The organism is Aeromonas sp. 603607, from assembly GCF_049171595.1.
GTDB classification, from domain to species: Bacteria; Pseudomonadota; Gammaproteobacteria; order Enterobacterales; family Aeromonadaceae; genus Aeromonas; species Aeromonas veronii.
This window is the reverse complement of the sequence record NZ_JAAKOV010000002.1, coordinates 177,534-203,101: the sequence shown is the minus strand read 5'-3', so window position 1 is coordinate 203,101 and position 25,568 is coordinate 177,534. Positions and strand designations below refer to the sequence as shown.

Annotated in this window: 22 protein-coding genes; 4 read left to right on the top strand and 18 right to left on the bottom strand. The window is 60.1% G+C overall.

Annotation, left to right across the window (positions count from 1 at the left end; all coding sequences use genetic code 11):
• Positions 1–53: 53 nt before the first annotated feature.
• The 5 genes from G5315_RS03895 to prfB form a co-directional block, all read right to left on the bottom strand.
• Entirely contained in the window at positions 54–848 is a 795-nt protein-coding gene (locus tag G5315_RS03895; protein WP_421332499.1) for a phosphoadenylyl-sulfate reductase, read from the bottom strand.
• Positions 838–2,562 (bottom strand): assimilatory sulfite reductase (NADPH) hemoprotein subunit, encoded by a 1,725-nt coding sequence (gene cysI, locus G5315_RS03890; protein WP_421332498.1) that lies wholly within the window; start codon positions 2,560–2,562, stop codon positions 838–840. Before cysI ends, G5315_RS03895 begins: the two co-directional genes overlap by 11 nt.
• A complete protein-coding gene (locus G5315_RS03885; protein ID WP_421332497.1) occupies positions 2,562–4,352 on the bottom strand; it encodes an assimilatory sulfite reductase (NADPH) flavoprotein subunit in 1,791 nt (596 codons plus the stop codon). The genes cysI and G5315_RS03885 overlap by 1 nt, the downstream gene beginning before the upstream one ends.
• A 226-nt stretch (positions 4,353–4,578) precedes the next feature.
• A complete protein-coding gene (gene lysS, locus G5315_RS03880) occupies positions 4,579–6,114 on the bottom strand; it encodes a lysine--tRNA ligase (RefSeq protein WP_005335201.1) in 1,536 nt (511 codons plus the stop codon).
• A gap of 16 nt (positions 6,115–6,130) precedes the next feature.
• Positions 6,131–7,229, bottom strand: a protein-coding gene (gene prfB, locus G5315_RS03875; protein ID WP_100645262.1) for a peptide chain release factor 2 whose coding sequence is annotated in 2 segments (ribosomal slippage) — positions 6,131–7,153 and positions 7,155–7,229 — 1,098 coding nt in all. Because the reading frame shifts where the segments join, the coding sequence is not laid out codon by codon here.
• 256 nt (positions 7,230–7,485) lie between these two features.
• On the opposite strand from prfB, the gene G5315_RS03870 reads away from it, so the two are divergent.
• The gene (locus tag G5315_RS03870; protein ID WP_421332555.1) at positions 7,486–9,357 is read left to right on the top strand and encodes a methyl-accepting chemotaxis protein; all 1,872 of its coding nucleotides are present in this window, start codon (positions 7,486–7,488) and stop codon (positions 9,355–9,357) included.
• A 224-nt stretch (positions 9,358–9,581) separates the two neighbouring features.
• Here G5315_RS03870 and gltS read toward each other — a convergent pair whose 3' ends face one another.
• Positions 9,582–10,781 carry a sodium/glutamate symporter gene (gene gltS / locus G5315_RS03865; protein ID WP_005348115.1) on the bottom strand — a complete coding sequence of 400 codons (1,200 nt, stop codon included), beginning with the start codon at positions 10,779–10,781 and terminating at the stop codon, positions 9,582–9,584.
• 446 nt (positions 10,782–11,227) lie between these two features.
• On the opposite strand from gltS, the gene ansA reads away from it, so the two are divergent.
• A complete protein-coding gene (ansA, locus tag G5315_RS03860) occupies positions 11,228–12,235 on the top strand; it encodes an asparaginase (RefSeq protein WP_005335195.1) in 1,008 nt (335 codons plus the stop codon).
• Between the two features lie 250 nt (positions 12,236–12,485).
• Here the strand turns inward: ansA and G5315_RS03855 are convergent, their stop codons facing one another.
• Positions 12,486–12,779 carry a YeaC family protein gene (locus tag G5315_RS03855; RefSeq protein WP_421263024.1) on the bottom strand — a complete coding sequence of 98 codons (294 nt, stop codon included), beginning with the start codon at positions 12,777–12,779 and terminating at the stop codon, positions 12,486–12,488.
• A gap of 87 nt (positions 12,780–12,866) precedes the next feature.
• Positions 12,867–14,300 (bottom strand): glyceraldehyde-3-phosphate dehydrogenase, encoded by a 1,434-nt coding sequence (locus tag G5315_RS03850; RefSeq protein ID WP_227342059.1) that lies wholly within the window; start codon positions 14,298–14,300, stop codon positions 12,867–12,869.
• A 211-nt stretch (positions 14,301–14,511) separates the two neighbouring features.
• Here G5315_RS03850 and G5315_RS03845 point away from each other — a divergent pair, with 211 nt between their 5' ends.
• Positions 14,512–15,312 (top strand): DUF2989 domain-containing protein, encoded by an 801-nt coding sequence (locus G5315_RS03845; protein ID WP_227342060.1) that lies wholly within the window; start codon positions 14,512–14,514, stop codon positions 15,310–15,312.
• A gap of 7 nt (positions 15,313–15,319) precedes the next feature.
• Complete coding sequence (locus G5315_RS03840; protein ID WP_227342061.1) at positions 15,320–15,880, top strand: NUDIX domain-containing protein; 561 nt, start codon at positions 15,320–15,322, stop codon at positions 15,878–15,880.
• Between the two features lie 106 nt (positions 15,881–15,986).
• Here G5315_RS03840 and lipA read toward each other — a convergent pair whose 3' ends face one another.
• The 10 genes from lipA to rsfS form a co-directional block, all read right to left on the bottom strand.
• Entirely contained in the window at positions 15,987–16,952 is a 966-nt protein-coding gene (gene lipA / locus G5315_RS03835) for a lipoyl synthase (RefSeq protein WP_139740976.1), read from the bottom strand.
• The gene (gene lipB, locus G5315_RS03830; RefSeq protein WP_216953013.1) at positions 16,949–17,626 is read right to left on the bottom strand and encodes a lipoyl(octanoyl) transferase LipB; all 678 of its coding nucleotides are present in this window, start codon (positions 17,624–17,626) and stop codon (positions 16,949–16,951) included. The genes lipA and lipB overlap by 4 nt, the downstream gene beginning before the upstream one ends.
• A gap of 62 nt (positions 17,627–17,688) precedes the next feature.
• Positions 17,689–17,952, bottom strand: coding sequence for a DUF493 family protein YbeD (gene ybeD, locus G5315_RS03825; RefSeq protein ID WP_005348100.1), 264 nt, complete (start codon positions 17,950–17,952; stop codon positions 17,689–17,691).
• A gap of 292 nt (positions 17,953–18,244) precedes the next feature.
• Positions 18,245–19,441, bottom strand: a complete 1,197-nt coding sequence (locus G5315_RS03820) for a D-alanyl-D-alanine carboxypeptidase family protein (protein ID WP_216953014.1) — start codon at positions 19,439–19,441, stop codon at positions 18,245–18,247.
• Positions 19,442–19,625: 184 nt separating this feature from the next.
• A complete protein-coding gene (locus G5315_RS03815) occupies positions 19,626–20,606 on the bottom strand; it encodes a septal ring lytic transglycosylase RlpA family protein (RefSeq protein WP_421290205.1) in 981 nt (326 codons plus the stop codon).
• Positions 20,548–21,546 (bottom strand): lytic murein transglycosylase B, encoded by a 999-nt coding sequence (gene mltB, locus G5315_RS03810; RefSeq protein WP_064339577.1) that lies wholly within the window; start codon positions 21,544–21,546, stop codon positions 20,548–20,550. The genes G5315_RS03815 and mltB overlap by 59 nt, the downstream gene beginning before the upstream one ends.
• Positions 21,546–22,649, bottom strand: coding sequence for a rod shape-determining protein RodA (rodA, locus tag G5315_RS03805; RefSeq protein ID WP_421332496.1), 1,104 nt, complete (start codon positions 22,647–22,649; stop codon positions 21,546–21,548). Before rodA ends, mltB begins: the two co-directional genes overlap by 1 nt.
• On the bottom strand, positions 22,642–24,564 hold the full coding sequence (gene mrdA / locus G5315_RS03800) for a penicillin-binding protein 2 (RefSeq protein ID WP_421332495.1): 1,923 nt from the start codon (positions 24,562–24,564) through the stop codon (positions 22,642–22,644). Before mrdA ends, rodA begins: the two co-directional genes overlap by 8 nt.
• A 103-nt stretch (positions 24,565–24,667) precedes the next feature.
• Positions 24,668–25,135, bottom strand: a complete 468-nt coding sequence (gene rlmH, locus G5315_RS03795; RefSeq protein ID WP_005335166.1) for a 23S rRNA (pseudouridine(1915)-N(3))-methyltransferase RlmH — start codon at positions 25,133–25,135, stop codon at positions 24,668–24,670.
• Positions 25,136–25,154: 19 nt separating this feature from the next.
• On the bottom strand, positions 25,155–25,496 hold the full coding sequence (rsfS, locus tag G5315_RS03790) for a ribosome silencing factor (RefSeq protein ID WP_005335165.1): 342 nt from the start codon (positions 25,494–25,496) through the stop codon (positions 25,155–25,157).
• Positions 25,497–25,568 lie beyond the last annotated feature (72 nt).

Sequence of the window (25,568 nt, the reverse complement as noted above, 5' to 3'; positions counted from 1 at the left end):
AACAAGGGCATCTTCGGATGCCCTTGTTGTTCTGTTGGGTTTTCAAGACGGAATTAGATGCCTGAGCCGTCGTTCTCGCCATTTTCCTCGTGCAAACCGCATTCGCGCTTGAGGCCGAAGAAGCGGGTCTGCTCCTCGCTCATACCGGGCTCCCACTTGGTGGTGGTGTGCACGTCGCCCACCGACAGGTAGCCCTGCTCCCACAGCGGGTGGTAGGGCAGGTCGAACTCCTTGAAGTAGTAGAAGACGTCCTTGTTGCTCCAGTCGATCACCGGCAGGAACTTGAAGCGGCCGCGCTGGATGGCCAGCACCGGCAGCTTGCCCCGGCTGCCGGACTGCTCCCGGCGCAGGCCGGAGAACCAGGTGCGGGCACCCAGCTCGTTCAGGGCGCGGTCCATCGGCTCTACCTTGTTGAGCTGGTTGTAGCGGGTGATCCCCTCTACTCCCTGTTCCCACAGAAGGCCGAAGCGGGCCTCCTGCCAGGCCGGACTGAGCTCGGCCCGGTAGATTTTGAGGTTGAGGGCGAGCCGCTCGGTCAGCTCGTCGATAAAGCGGTAGGTCTCGGGGAAGAGATAACCGGTATCGGTCAGCACCACCGGCACATCGGCCCGCTCGCGGCTTACCAGATGGAGCATCAGTGCCGCCTGAATGCCGAAGCTGGATGAGAGCACATGCTCCCCTGGCAGATTGGCCAGAGCCCAGCGCACCCGCTCGGGGGAGCTCATGGTATCCAGCTCCCGGTTGAGGGGCGCGAGTGCCTCGACTTGCTCCTCACGGCCGAGGGCCAGCAGCGCCTGCAGGTCAAGGCGGCCATCTTCAGTGACATTAAGCGGCTGATTAAGCGGCATAGAAGTCCCTCGCGGAGTCGATGACCGGGGCTATGATGCCGGCGCGAATGACGAAGTCACCAAAGCACTCGCCAGCGTGGCGATCTTTGGCCCAGCGGCCGATAAGCACGTCGAGTTCGGCCAAAATCTGCGGCTCGGTGATGTTCTCCTGATAGAGGCGCGGAATGCGGGTCCCCTCCAGATTGCCCCCCAGATGGAGGTTGTAGCGGCCGGGCGCCTTGCCCACCAGACCCACTTCCGCCAGCATGGCGCGGCCGCAGCCGTTGGGGCAGCCGGTGACCCGGAAGATGATGGCGTCATCCGCCAGCCCATGCTTGGTGAGCAAGCCCTCGATGTCGGTGACAAACGCTGGCAGCATGCGCTCCGCCTCGGCCATCGCCAGCGGGCAGGTGGGCAGGGCCACACAAGCCATGGACTGCTTGCGCTGCTCGCTCACGCCGTCATCCAGCAGGCCGTACTGGCGCGCCAGCCCCTCGATGCGGGCCTTCTCGCTGGCAGGCACCCCTGCGATGATCAGGTTCTGGTTGGCGGTCAGGCGAAAATCCCCCTGATGCACCTTGGCGATCTCCAGCATGCCGGTCTTGAGGGGCTTGCCCGGGAAGTCCAGCAGGCGGCCATTCTCGATAAACAGGGTGAGGTGGTGCTTGCCGTCGATCCCCTCGACCCAACCGAAGCGATCGCCACGGCTGGTGAATTCGTAGGGACGCACCTCGCCAAACTGGATGCCGGCGCGGCTCTCCACCTCGGCCTTGAAGGCTTCGACGCCAACCCGTTCAAGGGTGTACTTGGTCTTGGCGTTCTTGCGGTTGACCCGGTTACCCCAGTCGCGCTGGGTGCTGACCACTGCAGCCGCCACCTCCAGCACGTGGGAGAGCGGAATAAAGCCAAAGTCGCTGGCCTTGCGTGGATAGGTGCTGGTGTCGCCGTGGGTCATGGCCAGGCCACCGCCCACCAGCACGTTGAAGCCCACCAGCTTGCCGTGTTCGGCAATCGCCACGAAGTTGAGATCGTTGGCATGGATATCCACGTCGTTGTGAGGCGGGATCACCACAGTGGTCTTGAATTTGCGCGGCAGGTAGTTGGAACCCAGGATCGGCTCCTCGTCCTGCCCCAGTTTTTCACCGTCCAGCCAGATTTCCACGTAGGCGCGGGTCTTGGGCAGCAGATGCTCGGAGATCTTCTTGGCCCACTCGTAGGCTTCCTGATGCAGCTCGGACTCCACCGGGTTGCTGGTGCAGAGCACGTTGCGGTTCACGTCGCCGGCGGTGGCGATGGAGTCGATGCCGGTGCTGTGAAGGGTCTGGTGCATCAGCTTGATGTCGCGCTTCAATACCCCGTGGAACTGGAAGGTCTGACGGGTGGTCAGGCGGATGCTGCCGTAGAGGCTGTGCTCTTCGGCGAACTTGTCGATGATCTGCCACTGGGCCGGGGTGATGATCCCACCCGGCAGGCGGGCACGCAGCATGACGTTGTGCAGCGGTTCCAGCTTCTGGGCGGCGCGCTCCGGGCGGATGTCGCGGTCATCCTGCTGATACATGCCGTGAAAGCGGATCAGCTGGAAGTTGTCGCCGTTGAAGCCGCCGGTGAGCGGATCCTGCAGATCCTGCTCTATGGTGCCGCGCAGGAAGTTGCTCTCGCGCTTGAGGCGCTCGTTGTCGGCCAGCGGTCCTTCGACCGGTCCCGCTTTTGGGTGAGAAAGAGGTTGTTTGCTCATCAATAGACATCCCTTTGATAACGTTTGGCACGACGCAATTCGCTCAAATACTCTTCTGCTTCCTCACGGCTCTTGTGACCGTGTTCGGCAATTACATCCAGCAGGGCTTCCTGCACATCCTTGACCATCTTGTTGGCGTCGCCACACACATAGAAGTGAGCGCCTGCTTCCAGCCACTGGTAGAGCTCAAGCCCGGCCTCGCGCAGGCGGTCCTGCACATAGATCTTGTTGGCCTGATCCCGGCTGAAGGCCAGGGAGATCTTCGACAGCAGCCCCGATTTCACATAACGCTGCCACTCCACCTGATAGAGGAAATCCTGGGTAAAGTGGGGGTTGCCGAAGAAGAGCCAGTTCTTGCCTTCCGCGCCCTGAGCTTCCCGCTCCTGCATAAAGGCGCGGAACGGGGCGATGCCGGTGCCTGGGCCCACCATGATGACGGGTGTGTCGGGATTGGCGGGCAGGCGGAAGTTGTCGTTGTGCTCCACGAATACCCGCACCTCGCCATCCTCAATCAGCCGATCCGCCAGATAGGAGGAGGCTGCGCCAGAGCGCACAGTGCCATCTTCCTGCGGGTAACGTACCACACCGACGGTCAGGTGCACCTCCTCTTCCACTTCGCTCTGGGCGGAGGCGATGGAGTAGAGGCGCGGGGTGAGGGGGCGCAGCAGGCCAACCAGCTGCTCGGCAGTGAGCGCGGTCGGGAAGCGTTTCAGCACATCCACCACCTGAGCGGAGGCCACCAGTGCATTGACCTGGGCCTTGTCACCTGCCAAGTCTTTCAGCGCCGCGTTCTCCGATATGTCAGCGAGTCCTGTGATAAAGCCGCCGTGCAGCCGGGTCAGTTCGAAGTGAGTGGTCAGGGCGGCGCGCAAGGTGCCGTGGGCCGTGGCTTCATCACCAGAGAGGCCGGTCAGGGCCAGCACTTCGCCCACCAGTTCGGCGTCATTGTCGAACCAGACACCGAGGGCATCTCCCGGCTGATAGGTGAGGCCGGAGTCGGTCAGATTGATCTCGATATGGCGGATATCCTTGGTGGAATCCCGGCCGGTGATCTTCTGATTGACCGACAGGCGGGCAGGGAAGGGATTCTCCTTGCTGTACTGGCTGTGGCCAACCGCCTGCTGCACAGCGCTTGTCACGCTGCTGCTGGCCGTACCGGCGGAGAGGGTCGCGGCAATGGCATTGAGTGCCTGTTCGCTCCAGCTCTTGGCGGCATCCTGATAATCCACATCGAGGCTGGCGAGCTCATAAATGCGCTCGGCTCCAGCGCTGGCGAGGAAGTTGTCAAAATCTTTGCCGGTTTGGCAGAAAAATTCGTAGGAGCTGTCACCCAGCCCCAGCACCGCGAACTTGAGGCCGTCCAGCTTGCCGATCTTGCCTTTTTTAAGCTGCTCGAACAGGTCGACGGCGCTCTCCGGCGGTTCACCCTCCCCGTAAGTGCTCACTACCACCAGCAGGTGGCTCTCTTTCTTGAGCTGCTTGGGTTTGTAGTCGGCCATCGATGCGAGGGTGACCGGTAGACCGCGGGCCTCGGCCTGCGCTTTGATGGCACTGGCTACACCTTTGGCGTTGCCGGTCTGGGAGCCGTAGAGTATGGTCAGGCTGCCACTGGGCGCAGCCACGGCGGCGCTGGCTACAACGCTCTGCTGACCGGTCTGGGAGAGGCCGTAGAGATATCCGCTCACCCAGGCCAGTTGCTGGGTATTGAGGGTCGAGAGTACCTGACCCAGCTGACGTTGCTGCTCGTCAGAGAGGGGGGAGAGGTTGAATGGGGAATCCTTCAATTGCATCACACGCGTCTTCCATGGTCTGATTTTTGGCCAGATTAAAGGGCGTGTTGGCTAACAACAAAGAATAAAAATATCTTCTTTATTCCATTATTGAATTTTGAAAGTGATTTTGCGGTAAAGGAGATAGAAAAACGCCCCGCTGTTGCGGGGCGTTTTTATTGGCTATCACGCTCGGGATTGACCCAAGGGATGTAGCTGGCTTCTGTGGGCCTTACTTCTGCGGATCTTACTTTTGTGGACGTAAGGCCGGGAACAGAATGACGTCACGGATGGTGTGGCTGTTGGTGAACAGCATCACCAGACGGTCGATACCGATACCCTGACCGGCAGTCGGCGGCAGGCCGTGTTCCAGCGCGGTGACGAAGTCGGCGTCGTAGAACATGGCTTCGTCGTCGCCAGCTTCTTTCTGATCAACCTGATCCTGGAAGCGCTTGGCCTGGTCTTCTGCATCGTTCAGCTCGGAGAAGCCGTTGGCCAGCTCGCGGCCACCGATGAAGAATTCGAAGCGGTCGGTTACATCCGGGTTCACGTCGTTGCGACGAGCCAGCGGAGAAACGGCTGCCGGGTACTCGGTGATAAAGGTCGGTTGCAGCAGCATGTGCTCCACGGTCTCTTCGAAGATCGCGGTGATCACGTGGCCCAGCTCCCACCCCTTCATCAGCTCGATGTGCAGACGCTTGGCAACGGCCTTGGCGCTCTCGAGGGTAGCCAGATCATCCAGGGTCACATCCGGGTTGAACTTCAGGATGGACTCGACCATGGTGAGGCGCTGGAACGGCTGACCGAAATCGATGGTCAGGCCCTCTTCGCCCTCTTTGGCGTAACGGATCTTGGTGTCGCCCAGGATGTCCTGCGCCAGGGTGCGCAGCAGCTCTTCGGTCAGGTCCATCAGATCGATGTAGTCGGCGTAGGCCATGTAGAACTCGATCATGGTGAACTCGGGGTTGTGACGAACCGAGATACCTTCGTTACGGAAGTTGCGGTTGATCTCGTAGACACGCTCGAAGCCACCGACTACCAGACGCTTCAGATAGAGCTCCGGAGCGATACGCAGGTACATGTCGATGTCCAGCGCATTGTGGTGAGTGACGAACGGACGCGCGGAGGCACCACCCGGAATGACTTGCATCATCGGGGTTTCCACTTCCATGAAGCGCTTTTCGTTGAAGAACTTGCGGATACCGGCAACCACCTGGGTGCGGATCATGAAGGTCTTGCGGGACTCTTCGTTGGCGATCAGATCCAGGTAGCGCTGGCGGCAGCGAGCTTCCTGGTCGGTCAGGCCTTTGTGCTTCTCGGGCAGCGGACGCAGTGCCTTGGTCAGCAGGCGGATATCGGAAACGTGAACGGAGAGCTCACCGGTCTGGGTCTTGAACAGGGTACCTTCGACACCCACGATGTCGCCCAGATCCCACTTCTTGAACTGCTCGTTGTAGAAACCTTCCGGCAGGTCGTCACGGGTGACGTAGACCTGGATCTTGCCGGCCATGTCCTGCAGGGTGGCGAAAGAAGCCTTGCCCATGATCCGGCGGGTCATGATGCGACCGGCAATCTTCACCCGTTTACCCAGGCTCGTCAGCTCCTCGGCGCTTTTGTCGTCGAACTCTGCGTGCAGATCGCCAGAGAGGCTGTCGCGACGGAAGTCGTTGGGGAAAGGATTACCCTGGGCGCGCAGGGCGGCCAGCTTGGAACGACGCTCGGTCATCTCGTTGTTGAGTTCGAGAGTTTGGTCGACTTCCGGAGTGATGGTTTGTTCAGACATGGTGATTCCTGCTTGTTTACAGACCTGATTTCAGGCTGGCTTCGATAAACTTGTCCAAGTCACCGTCGAGCACCGATTGGGTATTACGGGTTTCGACGCCGGTGCGCAGATCCTTGATACGGGAGTCATCCAGCACATAGGAACGGATCTGGCTGCCCCAACCGATATCAGACTTGGTCTCTTCCAGGGCTTGTTTCTCAGCGTTCTGCTTCTGAATTTCCAGCTCGTAGAGCTTGGCTTTCAGCTGCTTCATACACTGGTCTTTGTTTTTGTGCTGGGAACGGTCGTTCTGGCACTGTACCACGACACCGGTCGGAACGTGGGTAATACGTACCGCGGATTCGGTTCGGTTAACGTGCTGACCACCGGCACCGGAGGCACGGTAGACGTCGATCCGCAGATCCGCCGGGTTGATCTCGATATCGATATCGTCGTCGATCTCGGGGTAGACGAACACAGAACAGAAGGAGGTGTGACGGCGGCCACCGGAATCGAACGGAGACTTGCGAACCAGACGGTGTACGCCGGTTTCGGTACGCAGCCAGCCGAATGCATATTCGCCGGTGAACTTGATGGTGGCGGATTTGATACCAGCCACGTCGCCTTCGGAGCATTCAATCAGCTCGGGCTTGTAGCCGTGGGCATCGCCCCAGCGCAGGTACATGCGCAGCACCATGTTGGCCCAATCCTGCGCTTCGGTACCACCGGAGCCGGATTGAATATCGATATAGCAGTCGGAGCCGTCGTGCTGACCGGAGAACATGCGGCGGAACTCGAGGTCCACCAGCTTGGCTTCCAGTTGCTCGGATTCGGCGATGGCTTCGTTGAAGGTCTCTTCGTCTTCTCCTTCCACGGCCAGGCTCACCAGCATCTCGACGTCATCCACGCCCTGGGTCAGGGTGTCGATGGTGCCGACTACGTTTTCCAGCGCGACGCGCTCTTTGCCCAGCGCCTGTGCGCGCTCGGGTTCATTCCATACGTCCGGCTGTTCCAGCTCGGCGTTGACCTCTTCTAGACGCTCTTTCTTGGCGTCATAGTCAAAGGTACCCCCTAAGAAGCTCGGTCCGCTCAGACAGCTCCTTAAGTTTATTTAATACGGGATTAACTTCGAACATCGTGAAAACTCTCAGGGTCGATGTGATTTAAAAACGGGATATTCTAGCCAATTGTGGAAGGAATAAACAGGGTTGCCTTGGCTTGTGCGGCTCATGCCGTCAATTTCTGGTGCACTTTTCTCCACCTCGGTAGAAAATATCGCCCGCCGACCCATTTTCAGGTTCAGTTTTGGCCATTCGGGTCGCTAATGACTACGTGTAGTGTTGTGCAATTTAGGGAAAAACCCGCTCCTCACCTCAATAAGAAGAACACATGATGAAAAACCTGTCACTCAAGCAGAAGATACTGTTGTCAGTGGTGATCGCCCTTTCGCTGGTGATCTCGTTGCTCTCCTGGCAGAGCTATAGCAGCCAGAAGAGTCTGTTGCTGCAAGGCAGCCAGGAGCAGTTGCAGCGGTTGGGCACCCAGCAGGCCGAGCGTGTCAGCGACTGGCTCGCCGCCCGTCGCGACGTCATTCAGGCGCTTGGCAACAAGGCCGGTGTCGACCCCCTCAATGCCTTGCAACAGGCACAAGTTTCCGGCCGTTTCCAGCTCACCTATTTCGGTGAGAGCAGCGGCAAGATGAATGACTCCGATCCCTCCATCAACCGCGATGGCTACGACCCGCGCTCCCGTGGCTGGTATCAGGAGGCGATGAGCAAAGGTGGCCTGATTGTCACCAAACCCTATCTCGATGTGGCTTACAACATCATGGTGGTGACCCTGGCCCAGCCGGTTTCTGGCGGGGTCGTCGGTGGTGACCTCTCCATCGCCTCGCTGGTGGAAGACGTGACCAAGATGCAACTGCCTGCCGATGGTTTCGCCATCATGATGCACAAGGATGGCACCATCATCGCCTACAAGGATGCCGCCAAGGCGATGAAACCGGCCAGCGAGATCGACAACGATCTGACCAATGCGCTGATTGAGCAGAGCAAGTCGAGCAAGGATCTGGTTCCGGCCTACTTCGACAGCGAAGGTCGCGACAAGCTGCTGTGGGCGGCTGATATTCCCGACACAGACTGGGAACTGGTGCTGGTGCTGGACAAGGCAGCGCTGGAAGCGCCGCTCTCCTCCCTGCTGATGACCCAGCTGGGGATGGCGCTGCTGGTGCTGGTGGGCAGCATCCTCGCTATCTCCTGGCTGGTCAGCATGCTGCTTGGCCCGCTCACCAAGGTCTCCCAGGCGCTGGCCCGCATTGCCGATGGTAACGGCGATCTGACCCAGCGCATCAAGATCGACGCCAACGACGAAGTGGGCCAACTGGCCAACAGCTTCAACCGTTTCGTCGGCAGCCAGCATCAGCTGATCGGCAATATCCGTCAGCTGGCCAACGAGTTGAACGCCGATGCCGAGCGCAGTCTGGTTACCAACCAGGCCGCGGTGGACGAGTTGCAGCGTCAGCAGCAGGAGGTGACCATGGTCGCCACTGCGGTCACCGAGATGGCGAGCGCCACCATGGAGATCGCCGGCAACGCCGAGAACACCGCCGCCGCTGCCCAGCAATCTGCACAGAGCAGTGAGCAGGGCAAGATGCTGGTGAACAAGACCCGCCAGTCCATCAATGGTCTGGCTGAAGAGGTGGGGCAGGCGACCGAGGTGATCGGCGAGCTGAGCCGTCACGCGCAGGCCATCACCAGCATCCTCTCCACCATTCAGGGGATTGCCGAGCAGACCAACCTGCTGGCGTTGAACGCGGCCATTGAAGCGGCCCGCGCCGGTGAGCAGGGTCGTGGTTTTGCGGTGGTCGCTGACGAGGTGCGGGTGCTGTCACGTCGTACCCAGGACTCCACCCAGCAGATCCAGTCCACCATCGAGACCCTGCAACAGACCACTGCCCGCGCGGTGAGCCTGATGCAGACCAGTCAGGGGCTGGCGGACAACAGCGTGCAGGATGCCGATCAGGCGGTGCGTGCGCTGGAAGAGATCACCAGCGCCATCTCCCTCATCTCCGACATGGCGGGTCAGATCGCCACTGCCGCCGAGGAGCAGACTCAGGTGACCGGCGAGATCACCCAGAACACCACCGCCATCAAGGATGTGAGTGACGAGATCACCGCCGCCGCCATGCGCGATCTGGATCAGGCCCACAGCCTCAAAGGGCGTGCTGCTGACCTGAACCAGCAGGTGTCGACCTTTATCCTGTAAGGTGCAACTCACGGCCTGTTCCGGCTGAGATAAACAAGCCCCGCCCTCTGTCGAGTGCGGGGCTTTTTGTTGTCCGGGGGATTCCGGGTAGTTCGGGTTGCTCGCGGGTCACCTTGATGGCGGATACGAGCCCCGGCTCTGCCTGCGTCAGCTGGCGAGTAGAGAACAAACAAAGAGCCCACCGAAAGGTGGGCTCTGATCATATACGTCTGACGGAAAGGGAATTACAGGAATGGCATCGCCATAAACAGCTTGATCACCATGGCGTTGATGATGTCGATAAAGAAGGCGCCCACCATGGGCACCACCAGAAACGCCAGGTGGGAGGGACCGAAGCGCTGGGTAATGGCCTGCATGTTGGCGATGGCTGTCGGGGTGGCCCCCAGGCCAAAGCCACAGTGACCCGCCGCCAGCACGGCTGCATCGTAATTTTTACCCATCACCCGGAAGGTGACGAAGATGGCGTAGAGCGCCATCGCCACGGTCTGGGCGGCCAACAAAATGAAGATGGGCAGCGCCAGGCTGGCCAGATCCCACAGTTTCAGGCTCATCAACGCCATGGCGAGGAACAGCGACAGGCTGACGTTGCCCAGCAGGGAAACTTCTCGATCGCTCACCTCATGCCAGTTCAGCAGGGTCAGGACGTTGCGCAGCAGCACGCCGACAAACAGCACGCAGACAAAGATCGGCAGCTCGAAGGCACCCCCTTTGAGGGAAGCAGAGAGCAACTCGCCGCCCTTGAGGCTGATGGCGATCAGCGCCAGCGTTTCGATAACGCTGAAAGTGGTGAGGGGGCGCTCCATGTCGGGCATTTCGAAGCCCTGGGGGGCCTCATCCTGATTGTGCTCCTCACCGGGCACCTGCACTTTCTTCACCAGATAGCGAGCCACCGGGCCGCCGATCAGGCCGCCCAGCACCAGACCGAATGTGGCACAGGCGATGGCGAGTTCGGCGGCGGATTGCACGCCATATTTCTCGGAGAAGGTGGCACTCCAGGCAGCCCCGGTGCCGTGGCCGCCGGAGAGTGTGATGGAGCCGGCCAGCAGCCCCATGTGGGGATCCAGACCGAGCAGGGTCGCCAGACCGACACCCAGACTGTTCTGCACCAGCAGCAGGCCGGTGACCACCATCAGGAAGGTAACCACCGCCTTGCCGCCGCGTTTCAGGCTGGCGAGATCGGCGGAGAGACCGATGGAGGCGAAGAAGGCCAGCATCAGCGGGGTTTGCAGGCTGGTATCAAATTGCAGCTCCATCTGCAGGGTGGAGCGCAGCAGTAGCAGTACCAGCGCTACCACCAGGCCGCCGGCTACCGGTTTGGGGATGTTGAAGGTACGCAGCAGCCCGACTCGGGTAACCAACACCCGGCCAAGCAGCAATACCAGAGTGGCAGCGACCAGCGTTGCGTAGGAATCAAGTTGTAACATTCAGTACTCCCATGTTGATTGGCTGTGTCTTTCATAGCAAAAGACTTACAGATTCAGCCGGGATGAAAACAGTGTGGCTTATGTGCCAGCAAAGAAGGGGAAACATCTCCCCGCCCCAGGAAAGATGGGGCTTGTGCGGGCCTGAAATGCTCAGGCATCCAGATGAGATTTTAGTAAAATCCGGCGGATTGTAGCAAAAAGCATCGTTTAATTCCATCTTTGTCGTATTAATGCTCGTTTTAGTGGTTTATTGTGACATTTAACACTATGTGGGTAGAGGGCAGAAAAGCCGAAAAGGGTGCATGGAACGGCTGTCATTTGGGGCGCCAGTCTCTATAATTCGCCGGTTTCCGCTGCACGCAGAGGCGCTGGCGGGCGTTGACATTGTGGTTCACTCCGACATGGTTCATGTTCCGGAGGTGTTCACTTCATCAAGAGGAGAGGGTGTGAAGAAGTCTATCTACATTGCCTACACAGGCGGCACCATTGGGATGCAGCGTTCCGATCACGGCTACGTGCCGATGGCGGGCTTTATGGAAGACTGTCTGGCGCGGATGCCCGAGTTCCACCGCCCCGAGATGCCGGATTACCATATCCACGAATATGCGCCCCTCATCGACTCCTCCGACATGACCCCGGCGGATTGGCAGCGTATCGCCGAGGATATTCGCGACAACTACGAGAAATACGATGGTTTCGTGATCCTGCATGGCACCGACACCATGTCGTTCACCGCCTCGGCGCTCTCTTTCATGCTGGAAGATCTGCACAAGCCGGTCATCATCACCGGCTCCCAGATCCCGTTGGCCGAGTTGCGCTCCGACGGTCAGCAGAATCTGCTCAACGCCCTCTATATCGCGGCCAACTACCCGATCCACGAGGTGACGCTGTTCTTCAACAACCAGCTCTATCGCGGCAACCGCAGCAAGAAGGTGCATGCAGACGGCTTCCACGCCTTCGACTCCCCCAACTATCCGCCGCTGCTCAATGCCGGGATCGCCATCTCGCTGGAGGCGGGCGAGCTGGGCGTGCCCTCCGAGCGGCCGCTGGTGCTGCACGACATCACCCCCCAGCCCATCGGCGTGGTGACCCTCTATCCGGGGATCTCCAGCGAGGTGATCGCCAACATCCTGCAACAGCCGGTGAAGGCGCTGATCCTGCTGTCATTCGGGGTCGGCAATGCGCCGCAAAACCCGGCCATGCTGGCGCTGCTCTCCGAGGCTTCGGCCCGCGGCGTCATCATCGTCAACCTGAGCCAGTGCCTGCACGGCAAGGTCAATATGGGGGGCTATGCCACCGGCAACGCCCTGTCGCGGGCTGGGGTGATCTCGGGCTTTGACATGACCGCTGAAGCTGCACTCACCAAGCTGCACTTCCTGCTGAGCCAAGACTTGCCATCCCACCGCATTCGCGAGCTGATGCAGCAGTCCCTGCGTGGGGAGCTGACTCCCTGAGAAACTGTCCACGATCTTACTGCGAAGCCGTGATCAAGGCTCATGTGCTGCTCGCGTGTTTGTGAACCAGAGGCTCACGTATATCTATACGCTCCGCTTCCTGCGCTGCTCTTCACCTTGCTGACGTCTTCTCGCTACAGGTCGTGAACAGCTTCTGACCTCCCCACCATGGGGAGAGTGGAAAAAGAGGGGAGCCATTATGGCTCCCCTCATTCGTTTCGTTACCGCGATCAGTGACGTGTGGCCTGCCTCAGTGGTGGAGGTCGACCCGGACTATCTCTTCCTCGTCGCGATACTGACGCTTGAGCTCGCTCTTGCTCTTCATCACGATCTCGCCGTCACGGCCGATGTTCATATGTTCGGGGTTGTCGAGGTGCATCGCCTGCCAGGCCATCACGGCTTGCAGGGAGGTGGCCTTCTGCTCGTCGGTCAGGGGCTTGCCATCGGGCCACTTGCCCAGCTCGACTGCGGTCTTGAGCCGCTCGTACACCTCTGCGGGCATCTGCCTGATTGCTTGCAAAAACTCACCCTGTTGAAACGACATTCGACCTCTCCTTGAACTATTGAGCCATAAACTGCGGGGTTAGCCCGGCAGATCCTGGCGGGCTGTGCAGGTAAACCCTATCGGGGTCTATGCAGGTAGATCCTGGCGGACTACGCCAGCCATCTGCTCCATCACCCGCACTACCTGACAACTGTACCCGAACTCGTTGTCATACCATACGTAGAGCACACAGTGATCCCCCTCGGCGATGGTCGCCTGGGAGTCGACGATGCCCGCATAGCGGGAACCCACCATGTCGGAGGAGACCAGTTCGGTGCTGGCGCTGAAGTCGATCTGGCGATGGAGCTCCGAGCTTAGCGCAATCTGCTGCAGATAGGCGTTGAGGCTCTCCCGATCGGTGGCCTGCTCCAGCGACAGGTTGATGATGGCCAGCGAGACATTGGGTGTGGGCACCCGGATGGCGTTGCCGGTCAGCTTGCCCTTGAGTTCCGGCAGCGCCTTGGTCACCGCCTTGGCGGCGCCGGTGCTGGTCATCACCATATTGAGGGCCGCGCTGCGACCGCGCCGCTCCCCCTTGTGATAGTTGTCGATGAGGTTCTGATCGTTGGTGTAGGAGTGGACCGTCTCCACGTGGCCGTGGCGGATGCCGTACTGCTCCTGCATCACCTTGAGCACCGGGGTGATGGCGTTGGTGGTGCAGGAGGCGGCGGAGATGATCTTGTCATCCGGGCCTATCACCTCATGGTTGACCCCGAACACCACGTTCTTCATCTCCCCTTTGCCGGGGGCGGTCAGCAGCACCTTGCCAGCACCGCGCGCTTTCAGGTGCTCGGAGAGGCCAGCCTCATCGCGCCAGACCCCGGTGTTGTCGACGATCAGCGCATCGTGAATGCCGTAAGCTGTGTAGTCGATGTCAGCCGGGCTATTGGCGTAGATCACCTGAATGAAGGTGCCGTTGGCGATGATGGCGCTGCGCTCCACATCCACCTCGATGGAGCCATTGAAGGGACCGTGTACCGAGTCGCGGCGCAGCAGGCTGGCGCGTTTTTCCAGATCCCCGTCGCGACCACCGCGTACCACGATGGCGCGCAGGCGCAGCGGATTGGCGGCGCCGGTACGCTCGATCAGCAGGCGGGCCAGCAGGCGGCCGATACGGCCAAAGCCGTAGAGCACCACGTCGGTCGGCTGCGGCATCTGGTTGCGGCCAAGGGCCGGTGCCAGTCGCGCTTGCAGATAGTCCTCGATCCCCGCCTCATCCTGATGATCCTGCCAGTAGCCGACTGCCAGCTTGCCAAGGTCTACCTCGGCAGCGGTGGGTTTGAGGGCAACGATGGCCTGAAGCAGGGGGAAGCTTTGCTGGATGGGGAGGGGAGCGCCCTGGTGGCGGCGGACGACCCGGTGGGCCTTGAGGATATCGATGGTGGAGGCGTTTTGCAGTGGGCGGCCGTAGAGGGTGATCTCGACCCCTTGTTGTCGGTAGAGGCGACCAATCAAGGGTTGCATGGCTTCGGCGAGCTCCTGGCTCTCCTGCCACGCTTGCAAGTAGTGCTCGTGGGTCATTGACCAGATCCTTTATTTCACGTTGTTGGTGTAAATAGAAAATTCGTCGAATGCAGATCAGTGTAGGGGTCTATATTTCGTTATATTATTCTGCAATCGCGGCCTTATATGGCGCGCGCATTGTAATGGATATGTAACCGGTTTGCTAGCCGGTGGTGGCCGACAGAGGCTTCAGTTGTTACCAACCCGCGTTACCAACAAGATGTGAATCATGGCCAATTTCCCCCTGCGACAGACCTTCATCATGCTTTCAGTCGGCCTTGCCGTAGCTGGCTGCAATGACGATCGGATCCACAATATCTGCAGCAACCATGCCGAGCTCTGTCAGGATCTGGTGGACGATGGCTGGTGTCGCTACGAGCGTACCGATGTGATCCGCAGCCGCTTCTATCTCAAGGAGGAGGGAACGGATCGGCGCAAGTACGAGCTGATGCGCAACCTTGAGCGCTATCTTAAGTGTGCCGAGCGCTCTACCAACATCGAGTATAAGAATGCCCGCGAGCAGAAGAGCCCACGGGTGGAGGGGATGCTGGCGGCTGGCGAACAGTTGGCCCAGCTCGATGTGGCCACCCGCAACTCGCAGGATCCCTACTTGCTGCTCTGGCACTGGACCAACAACACCAACGAGCTGGCCCGTCAGCAGTTTATGGCGCTGGAAGGTAACAAGGTGCTCGACGAACCGGAACTTCAGCTGGCCCTTGGCGGAGCCTACGCCAAGAGCGATCCCGAGAAAGCTATTTCCATCATGCATCACGGCCTCTCCCTCTATCGGGAAGGTGACAAGATAAACAGCCGCCTGCTCACCTCCCTCAGCACCCTCTATATGGGCCAGAAGCAGTACGGGCTGGCCTATCTGTGGGGCAAGGTGAGTGAGTCTTTTCAGGATGCGCCAGAGGTCTCTGCCAGGCGTTTTGGTATTTATCACACCCTGAGCAAAACAGATCAGGATGCCTACGACGTGCGAGCGGCTGAAATAGTCGATCAACTGAAACATGGCAGCTATCGGCACTGAGGCTCTGATGATTGCACTATCCCCGGCCAGCTGCTGGCCCGCACCTTTTTCCCTCTCGTTTGTCCATGGCGAGGTGATCACCGATGGCCATACCCTGGAACGCCTTACGGTACGTGCCGTAGTACTCCGTGGCGACGAGTTGCTGCTGGTCCACTCCCGGGTCAACGGTGATCTGATGTTTCCTGGCGGCGGCGTTGAAGCGGGGGAAAACCACCATGTGGCGCTGGCCCGCGAGCTGAAGGAGGAGTGCGGTGCCGAGTTGCTGGAAGTAGGGACCCTGCTTGGCGAGACCCGGGAATACCGCGCCGCCCGCGAGCCGGGGTTCGATGCCTACTGCATCCGCTCGCTGTACTACTTGTGCCGGATTGGTGATCAACTGGTGGAGCCACAGCCACAGCCCTACGAGATCCGCCTTGGCTTCGTGCCCGGCTGGTTTGGCCTCGACGAAGCGCTGCAGACCAACAAGACCCAGCTGGCGGGGCCCTGTCCCCAGTGGACGGCGCGAGAGACCCGGGTGTTGGCCCAGTTGCAACGCTGGCATCAGCAGGGGGTCTTCGACCACGGCTGATGAGTAGATCAAGCTGCAACGGTCAGTGACACCAACAGAAAGAGCGCCAATAGGCGCTCTTTTTCATTGCGAGGGTGGCGGTTACTGGCCGCTCTATCGTGCGAGGTTACTTGACCTCTTCGCCCTTGGCTTGCAGATCCGCGTGATAGGAGGAGCGCACGAAAGGACCGCAGGCGGCGTGGGTAAAGCCCAGCTCCATGGCGACATCTTTCAGCTCGTCAAACTCTGCTGGCGGCACGTAGCGCTTGACCGGCAGGTGGTGGCGGCTTGGCTGCAGATACTGACCCAGGGTCAGCATGTTGACGCCGTGAGCGCGTAGATCCTTGAGCACCTCGACGATCTCTTCGTTGGTCTCGCCAAGGCCCATCATCAGACCGGACTTGGTCGGTACATGGGGGTGCATCTCCTTGATACGGCGCAGCAGCTCCAGCGACCACTTGTAGTCGGCACCCGGGCGAGCGACGCGATACATGCGCGGCGCAGTTTCCAGGTTGTGGTTGAATACGTCCGGCGGCGTTTCGCGGAACACCTCAAGGGCCTGCTCCATCCGGCCACGGAAGTCCGGGGTCAGGATCTCGATGCGGGTCTGCGGGCTGTGCTCGCGGATCTCGCGGATGCAGTCGGCGAAGTGCTGGGCACCGCCGTCGCGCAGATCGTCGCGGTCCACCGAGGTGATCACCACATACTTGAGGTTCATCTCCTTGATGGTGAGCGCCAGCTTCTTCGGTTCTTCCGGATCGAGTGCCAGCGGGCGGCCGTGGGCCACGTCGCAGAAGGGGCAGCGACGGGTGCAGATCGCGCCCATGATCATGAAGGTGGCCGTGCCGTGGTTGAAACACTCCGCCAGGTTGGGGCAGGAAGCCTCTTCACAGACCGAGTGCAGCTTGTTCTTGCGCAAGGTGCTCTTGATGTGTTCGATCTTCTGGCTGGAAGGGGGGAGTTTGATCCGCATCCAGTCCGGCTTGCGAAGGATTTCTTCGTTGGGATCCGGCATGAATTTCACCGGGATCAGGGCCATCTTGTCGCCATCGCGCAGCTTGACGCCCGGCTCCATACGAACGGGTTTGCTCATGATTCACTCTCGGTGTTTGTTATTGTCTGATAGCCAATCAGGCTGGCCAGTTCGGCCACCAGAATGGATTGCGCCTCGGCCACGCTCTGCGGGCCGCCCAGGGCGCTGGTCTGGGTCATGGCCATGCCCGCATAGCCGCACGGATTGATGTGCAGGAAGGGGGTCATGTCCATGTTGATGTTGAGGGCCAGCCCGTGGAACGAGCAACCCTTGCGGATGCGCAGTCCCAGCGAGGCAAGTTTGGCCTCCATGCCAAGGTCATTTTTCACATAGACCCCGGGGGCATCTGCCTTGGCATAGGCCTGGATATTGCTTTTGGCCAGGGTGTTGATGATGGCTGTTTCCAGCGCGGTCACCAGCTCGCGCACCGAGAATTTGCAGCGGCGGACATCCACCAGGACGTAGAGCACCAGCTGGCCCGGGCCGTGATAGGTCACCTGACCGCCGCGATCGCTCTGCACCACCGGGATATTGCCCGGATTGAGCAGGTGTTCGGCCTTGCCGGCCTGGCCCTGGGTGTAGACGGGGTCATGTTCGACCACCCAGAACTCGTCCGGGGTGTCGCTGGTGCGGTTGTCGGTGAAGGCTTTCATGGCGTCCCATACCGGCTGGTAGGGGCGGCGACCCAGCTGCCTGACTATCAGGCTGTGCTGAGCGGGGATCTGGGATGACATGGTGTCCTCGTGGCGTGCTGCGGCCAAAAACAGTCGCCCCGCAGAACGGGGCGAGAGAGAAATTACAGTACGTATTTCACCAGCTCGATCTTGCCAAGCGCAGTGTACATCGCTTCGATGTGCTCTTTGCTCTGGGCAGTCACGGTCACGCGAACCGAGTGATAGTTGCCCTTGGAGCTGGGCTGGACGGTCGGGCTGTAGGTGCCCGGAGCATGCTGCTGCAGCACTTCAACCACCATATCCGGCAACGCAGGATCCGCGATGCCGAGTACCTTGAACGGGAATTTGCAGGGAAACTCCAGCAGTTCATCAAACTTGGTATTCATTTACTCACCTTTTTCGTCATCAGCATGATGACTTCATCTTGGATGGCTAGTGGCCGATGGCCCTTGGAGGCCGCCATTTCAAGTCTGTATGGGTGCGGCTAAACCCTATATGGGCGCCGCACACTCCGGGATCAAGGCCGGGAGCGGTCAGACAAGGATGGAAGTGCTGCTTTTTACCACAAATCAGGGTAAGGCGGAACCTGCAGTTTACAGGGTTATTCACTGCCATTGTCCGGCGCAGACAGCAGCGGCGCCTGTTGGCGCCGCTGTTTGGTGAGGATTGTGCGTCGGATTACTTGAACCAGCTGGTGACCAGCAGTACCAGGTAGTCCCACAGACGGCTCATTAAGCCACCTTCCTGCACCTCTTCCAGAGCGACCAGCGGTACCTGCTTGATCTCTTTGTCACCCTGCTTCAGGAACACGGTACCAACGCGTTGACCCTTGGCCAACGGGGCTTTCAGCTCGCTGTCGAGCTGGAAGTCTGCCTTGAGGTTGTTGCCCTGACCGCGGGTGACCAGCACGGAGACATCCTTGTCGACGCCCAGTTTCACTTCAGATTTGTCGCCCATCCAGATCTTCTGGGTGACCAGCTCGGTGCCTGCCTTGTACGGAGTCAGGCTCTGGAAGAAGCGGAAGCCGTAGGTGAGCAGTTTCTTGCTCTCGGCGGCGCGGGAGGCTTCGCTGCTGGCGCCCAGTACCACGGCGATCAGGCGCATGCCTTCGTTGTTGGTGGCAGAGGAGACCAGGTTATAGCCGACCTGGCTGACGTGGCCGGTCTTGATGCCATCCACTTGCAGGGATTGATCCCACAGCAGGCGGTTGCGGTTGTGCTGGGTGATACCGTTGAAGACGAAGGATTTCTGGGAGTAGATCTTGTACTCCTCCGGCTGATCATGGATCAGTGCCTGACCCAGGCGGGCCATATCACGGGCTGTACTGTAGTGACCCTCTTCATCCAGACCGTGGGGGTTCTTGAACTGGGTGTCCTTCATGCCGAGCTTGGCGGCCCAGGCATTCATCAGGCTGGCGAAGGAGTCGGTACTGCCGGCCAGATGTTCGGCCATGGCGACGCAGGCATCGTTGCCGGACTGGATGATGATGCCCTTGTTCAGGTCATCGACAGAGACCTGCTTGCCCACCTCGATAAACATCTTGGAGGAGTCTGAGTAGTTCTTGGACCAGGCGTTCTGGCTGATGGTCACCATGTCGGTGCCCTTGATGTTCCCCTTGTGCAGCTCGTCGCCAACGATGTAGGAGGTCATCATCTTGGTCAGGCTAGCAGGGGGCAGACGCTCGTCGGCGTTCTGCTCGGCCAGCACCTGACCGGAGTAGTAGTCGATCAGGATATGGGCCTTGGCGGAGATCTCCGGCGCGGCGGGAACCACCACTGGGTTGGCGTTCGGCGTGGGTGTCGGCACCGGCGTATTGGCCTGAGCGGTTACGCTGATCAGTGAGGCCAGAAGAACTGAACGGGCAAATTTGGACATCTTGAAATTCCTGCGAGCCAGATGGGGATAAAATGCGGGCCTAACTATACCAGATGCGCCCGCAGGTTATAGTCCGACATGGCGATCATGACTGGTTTTTTATCCATCAATCCCTGCCATCACGCCATAAAGCGACGTGATGGCGGGGCCGGGAGATTGGTCACCGCCGCTGTCAGAGGAGGGATCAGGGCACGATAAAGGCCTGTTCCAGTCCGCCCTGACGTACTTTTTCCAGCACACTTGCCTGCTGGTCGGCGGCGACCGGGCCAATCAGCACCCGGAAAATGGCGCCATGGGCATCGATCCGGTAGGGCACGCCGTAACGCTGGGTCATCACCTTGCCCATCGCCTCGGCCCGATCCCGGGAGCCGCTGGCCAGTACCTGGATCATCTTGCTATCACCACTGCTGGCAGGAGCTGCGGCCTTGGCGGGAGCTGGATTGACAGGTGCCGCTTTGGCGGGTTTGGCGGCGGGGGCCTTGACGGGAGCGGGTTCGGCAGCGGGAGTGGCCATCGCCAGCGCGGTTGGTTCACCCAGGAAGCCATCTTGCGACAGCGTGTTGGAGGCCGCAGCCGGAGTGGTCGGGGTCATCTCGATGGGCTTCATCGGCTCCATGATCACCATCTGATCCGGAGTGTCGCTGATCAGCTCCAGCCGTACTCGGGCCTCACCGCTGTCGACCATCTCCAGCTGCTTGGCCGCTGCGTAGGAGAGGTCGATCAGGCGCGAGCTGTTGAAGGGGCCGCGATCGTTGACCCGCACTATGGTCTCCAGCCCGTTGTCCAGATTGGTGACCCTCACATAGCTCGGGATGGGCAGGTTGCGGTGGGCGGCACTGAACAGCTTGCTGTCCAGCACATCGCCGTTGGCGGTCTTCTGGCCGTCCAGATCCGGCGATAGCCAGCTGGCGGTGCCCTCTTCGCTGTAGTGTTTGATATCGCGCCACACCTCGTGCTTTTGCTTGCCGATCCAGTAGTCCCGGTTGCCGCTGGCACTCAGGGGCTCGGGGCGCGGAATGGCGCCGGTGGCTTGCGGGATCTCGATAACGGGTGGCTTGCTGACCGGTGCTTGCGGCTCGACGGGGGCGCTCTGTTCCGGCTGGCTGCTACAGGCGGCCAGCAACAAGCTCAGGCTGAGCGGGAGGAGTTTGTGACGAAGATGCATACGCTTCCTGAATGGCTTGGCTAAGTTGATACACCGCCATCGCATAGAGTGGGCTGCGATTGTAACGGGTGATCACATAAAAGTTATGCCGTGCGACCCAGTATTCCGGTCCATCGGCTTGGGCAAACGCCAGCAACTTGACCGGCGTCTGTGGGGCCAGCGGCGTGGCGAGCTCAATCCCTGCCGCCGCCAGTTCTGACCACTGTTGTGTTAACTCGGGCTCAGGCCTGAGTAGAGGTTCAACTGCCATCAACCCAATCTGGGCCGGTTCCACCACGGATTCGCCCCAGCGCCACTGGTGGCTGGCAAAATAGTTGGCCACGCTGCCGATGGCATCGACCGGGTTGGCAAACAGGTCCCGCTTGCCATCCCCGTCAAAATCGACGGCGTAGTGGCGGTAGCTGGAGGGCATGAACTGCCCCATCCCCATAGCGCCGGCATAGGAGCCCTTGAGGGCATCGAGTTGCCACCCTTCCTCTTTGGCCAGCACCACCAGCTGGGCAAACTCCTTGGCAAAGAAGTCGCTGCGCTCCGGGTAGTGGAACCCCAGGGTGTAGAGGCTATCGAGCACCGGATGACGGCCCATCTGGCGACCGTAGAAGGTCTCGACCCCTATGATGGCCACGATGAGCGAGGCGGGCACCCGATAGGTCTGCTCCGCGCGGGCCAGTGTCTCGGCATGTTGCTGCCAGAACTGCTGGCCATCACGGATGCGATCCGGGGTAACGAACAGCGGCCGGTAGCGATGCCAGGGTTTGGCCTCCCACGGCTTGCTGATGGTGTCGAGCACCTCCTGCCGTAATTGGGCGCGGGCGACGGCCGCCTGCAACTCCGCCAGCGGCACCTGCTGCTGTTCGGCGAGCAGGGCCAACCGATCCGGCGCCACGGCGGCGGTCGCCATCGTGGTGGCGAGCGAGAGCAGCAATCCAACCCGTCTCATCAGGCGAGTAGTCTTCTATGAGTCTGGATGGACATCAGTATGCCAAAGCCGGCCATCAGGGTCACCATGGAGGTGCCGCCATAACTCACCAGCGGCAGGGGCACCCCTACCACCGGCAAGATGCCGCTCACCATGCCCATGTTGACGAACACATAGACGAAGAAGGTGAGGGTGATGGCGCCGCCCAGCAGTCGCTCGAAGCTGTTCTGGGCCTGCATCGAGATAAACAGGCAGCGGCTGATGACGTAGAGGTAGAGCACCAGCAGTAGGGCAACCCCCACCAGACCGAGCTCCTCGCTGAATACCGCGAAGATGAAGTCAGTATGGCGCTCGGGCAGGAACTCCAGCTGGGACTGGGTCCCTTGCAGCCACCCCTTGCCGAAGACGCCGCCGGAGCCGATGGCAATTTTGGACTGGATGATGTGATAGCCGCGGCCGAGCGGGTCTTTCTCCGGGTCGAGCAGCATCAGCACCCGCTGGCGCTGGTAGTCGTGCATCAGGAAGAACCAGAGTACCGGCATAAAGGCCAGCATCAGCAGGACCGCCAAGCCGATCAGCCACCAGCTGAGCCCCGCCAGGAAGATGACGAAGAAGCCGGAGGCGGCCACCAGAATGGAGGTGCCAAGGTCAGGCTGCGCGGCGATCAGCAGGGTGGGCAGCAGCACCATGATGAGGGCGATCACCACATGGCTGAACTTGGGGGGCAGCGAGTGGCGACTGAGCCAGGCGGCCACCATGATCGGCATGGAGAGCTTCATCACCTCGGAGGGCTGGAACTTCATAAAGCCCAGATCGAGCCAGCGCTGGGCCCCCTTGCCGATGTGGCCGAACACGTCCACCGCAATCAGCATCAGCACCACCACGGCGAACAGCGGCACCGACCAGCGGGCGTAGAGGGAGGGGGGCAGCTGGGCCAGGCCGATCATCAGGGCAAAGGCGAGGCCGCCGCGCACCAGCTGGCGCACGATAGAGTCCATATCCTGACCGGAGGCGGAGTAGAGTACCACCATGGAGAGGGTCATCACGGCCAGCAGACCGAGCAGCAGGGGCAAGTCGATATGCAGCTTGTACCAGATGCTCTGCTGGCGGGCAGAATTACTCATTGGGAGCGACCTCACTCGGTTGGGACGGCTTTTCCGGTGCCGGTGGCAGTTGCGGATCAGGGGGCAGCAGATAGGCATCCAGCATCTGGCGTGCAATGGGCGATGCAGCTCGACCACCACCACCTCCGATGGAGTTTTCCAGTACCAGAGCTACCACCGCTTTGGGTGCCTCGAAGGGGGCATAAGCAACGAACAAAGCGTTATCGCGATGCTCCGCCTTGACCGTCTTGATGTTGTAAACCTGATTTTCCTTCAAACCGACTACCTGGGCTGTGCCCGATTTGCCGCCTGAGGAGTAAGGCGCCTTGGCAAACGAGTGACGGCCACTGCCTTCACTGCCATGGTTGACTCGCCACATCCCATCCTGCGCCACTTTCCAGAAGCTGTCGTTCTTGAGCTTGAGGGCGATATTGGGGTTGATGGGGGCATCGACCACCCCCGCCTGGGAGGCTGTGCTCTTGAGCAGGTGCGGGGTGACGTCGTGACCATTCTGGGTCAGGATGCTGATCGCCTTGGCCAGTTGGAGCGGGGTGGCGCTCCAGTAGCCCTGACCGATACCGACAGATATGGTGTCACCCTGATACCAGGGCTGGCGCCAACGGGCCATTTTCCAGTCACGGGACGGCATGACACCCTTGGTCTCTTCATAAAGATCGACCCCGGTGTACTGACCGAAGCCAAACTTGGTCATGTAGCTGTGGATCTTGTCGATGCCGACTCGATAGGCGAGATCGTAGAAGTAGGTATCTGCCGAGACCTCGATGGCGCGATAGACGTCGAGCCAGCCATGACCCCAGCGGCGCCAGTCACGAAACTTCTTGGTGGTACCGGGAATGGAGAAGCTAGGGCCGCCGAAATAGCGGTAGCCCGGGGTGATGGCCCCCTCGTTGAGACCCATGATGGACATCATGGGCTTGACGGTGGAGGCAGGGGCATAAATGCCCTGAGTGGTGCGGTTCACCAGCGGCCGCGCCGGATCGTTGAGGAGCGCCGAGTAGTTGGCGCTGGAGATGCCGGTCACGAACAGGTTGGGGTCGTAGCTGGGGCTCGACTCCAGGGCCAGGATGGCGCCGGTTTTCGGGTCCATCATCACGATGGCTCCGCGCTGGCCAGCCAGCAGTTGCTGGGCCTTGAGTTGCATCCGGACGTCGATATTGAGGTAGATATCCTTGCCCGGAATAGGTGGCTGGAACTTGAGGGTGCGGACAATCCGGCCGCGGTTGTTCACCTCGACCTCCTGATAGCCCGCCACACCGTGCAGCTCATCCTCGTAATACTTCTCCACCCCCTGCTTGCCGATATCCTTGGTGGCCGCGTAGTTGGCGAGTTTTTCTTCCTTCTCGAGGCGCTCTACGTCACGGGTGTTGATCTTGGCCACATAGCCCAAAGCGTGGGTGAGAGTGTCACCAAACGGGTAGTAGCGTTTGAGGTAGGCCTCGATGCTGGCACCCGGGTAGTTGTGCTGGTTGACCGAGAAGAGGGCCACCTGATATTCGGTCAGCTTCTCGTAGAGGGCGACCGGCTTGAAGCGGCGCTGGCGCTTCACTTCGGCGAGGAACTTCTCCTTGGTGCCTTCCGGCAGACCCAGCAGGGTGATCAGCTGGTCAGCGGTTTTTTCAAGATCCCTAGTCTCTTCCGGGACGATTTCCAGACTGTAGACAGGGCGGTTCTCCGCCAGCAGCACGCCGTTGGTGTCGTAGATGAGACCCCGGGGTGGCGCCACCGGCACTACCCGGATGCGGTTGGAGTTGGAACGCGTCTGGTAGGTGTCGTAGGACTCGACCTGCAGATAATAGAGATTGCCCAGCAGCACCAGCATCAGCACGACGATGCCGATGTAGGCTACCAGGGTGCGCCGGAAGAACAGATTGCCCTCGGCACTGTGATCGCGCATTTCGATGCGTTGTTTCAGCATGCCTTTACCTCAAGACCCTTGGGGGCAATAAGAGCAGGAACTGCATTGTTCACTCTCTGTGATAGGGGTGAATATGAGAGGTGAGACTCCAGAGACGCATGGCTCACTCTCTATGATACGGATGATTGGTCGTTATGCTCCAGGCGCGGTAGAGGCTCTCGGCCACCAGTACCCGTACCAGCGGATGGGGCAGGGTGAGCGGTGACAGGGACCAGCTCTGTTCGGCAGCAGCCTTGCACTCGGGGGACAAGCCTTCCGGTCCGCCGACCAGCAGGGCCACATCGCGGCCATCGAGTTTCCACGCCTCCAGCTGGGTGGCCAGCTGCTCCGTGGTCCAGGGCTTGCCCGGAATGTCGAGGGTAACGATGCGCGAGCGCCCCGCAGCCGCCAGCATGGCTTCCCCTTCCTTCTGCAGGATGCGGGGAATGTCGGCATTTTTGCCCCGTTTGCCAGCGCCGATCTCGACGAGTTCAAACGGCATGTCTTTGGGGAAGCGGCGACGATACTCTTCGAAGCCATGCTCTACCCAGGCGGGCATCTTGGTGCCCACCGCAATCAACTGGATCTTCATGGTCGTTACACTTGTGCTCTTATTGCGTATTCATTTGAGCGGCACCGCTCCACAGCTTTTCCAGTTGGTAGAAGTCACGGTGTTCATCCTGCATCACATGCACGATCACCGAGCCCATATCTACCAGCACCCATTCACCGCTCAGTTGCCCTTCCACGCTCAGCAGATCCAGACCCGCGTGGCGGGCCTCGCTGGCCAGATGGTGGGCAATGGCGCTGACGTGACGACTGGAGTTGCCGGAACAGATGATCATGGTGTCAGTAATGCTGGATTTGCCGCGTACATCGAGGGTGATGATGTCGCGGCCTTTCATGTCATCGATCTTGTCGATGATAAAGGCATGCAATTCTTGGCCTTGCAATGAGTCTCTCCTGTATTCCGGCGCGCAGCGTTTGCGTCAGGGCGGCGGATTATATCATGGTCACTCCCGTTT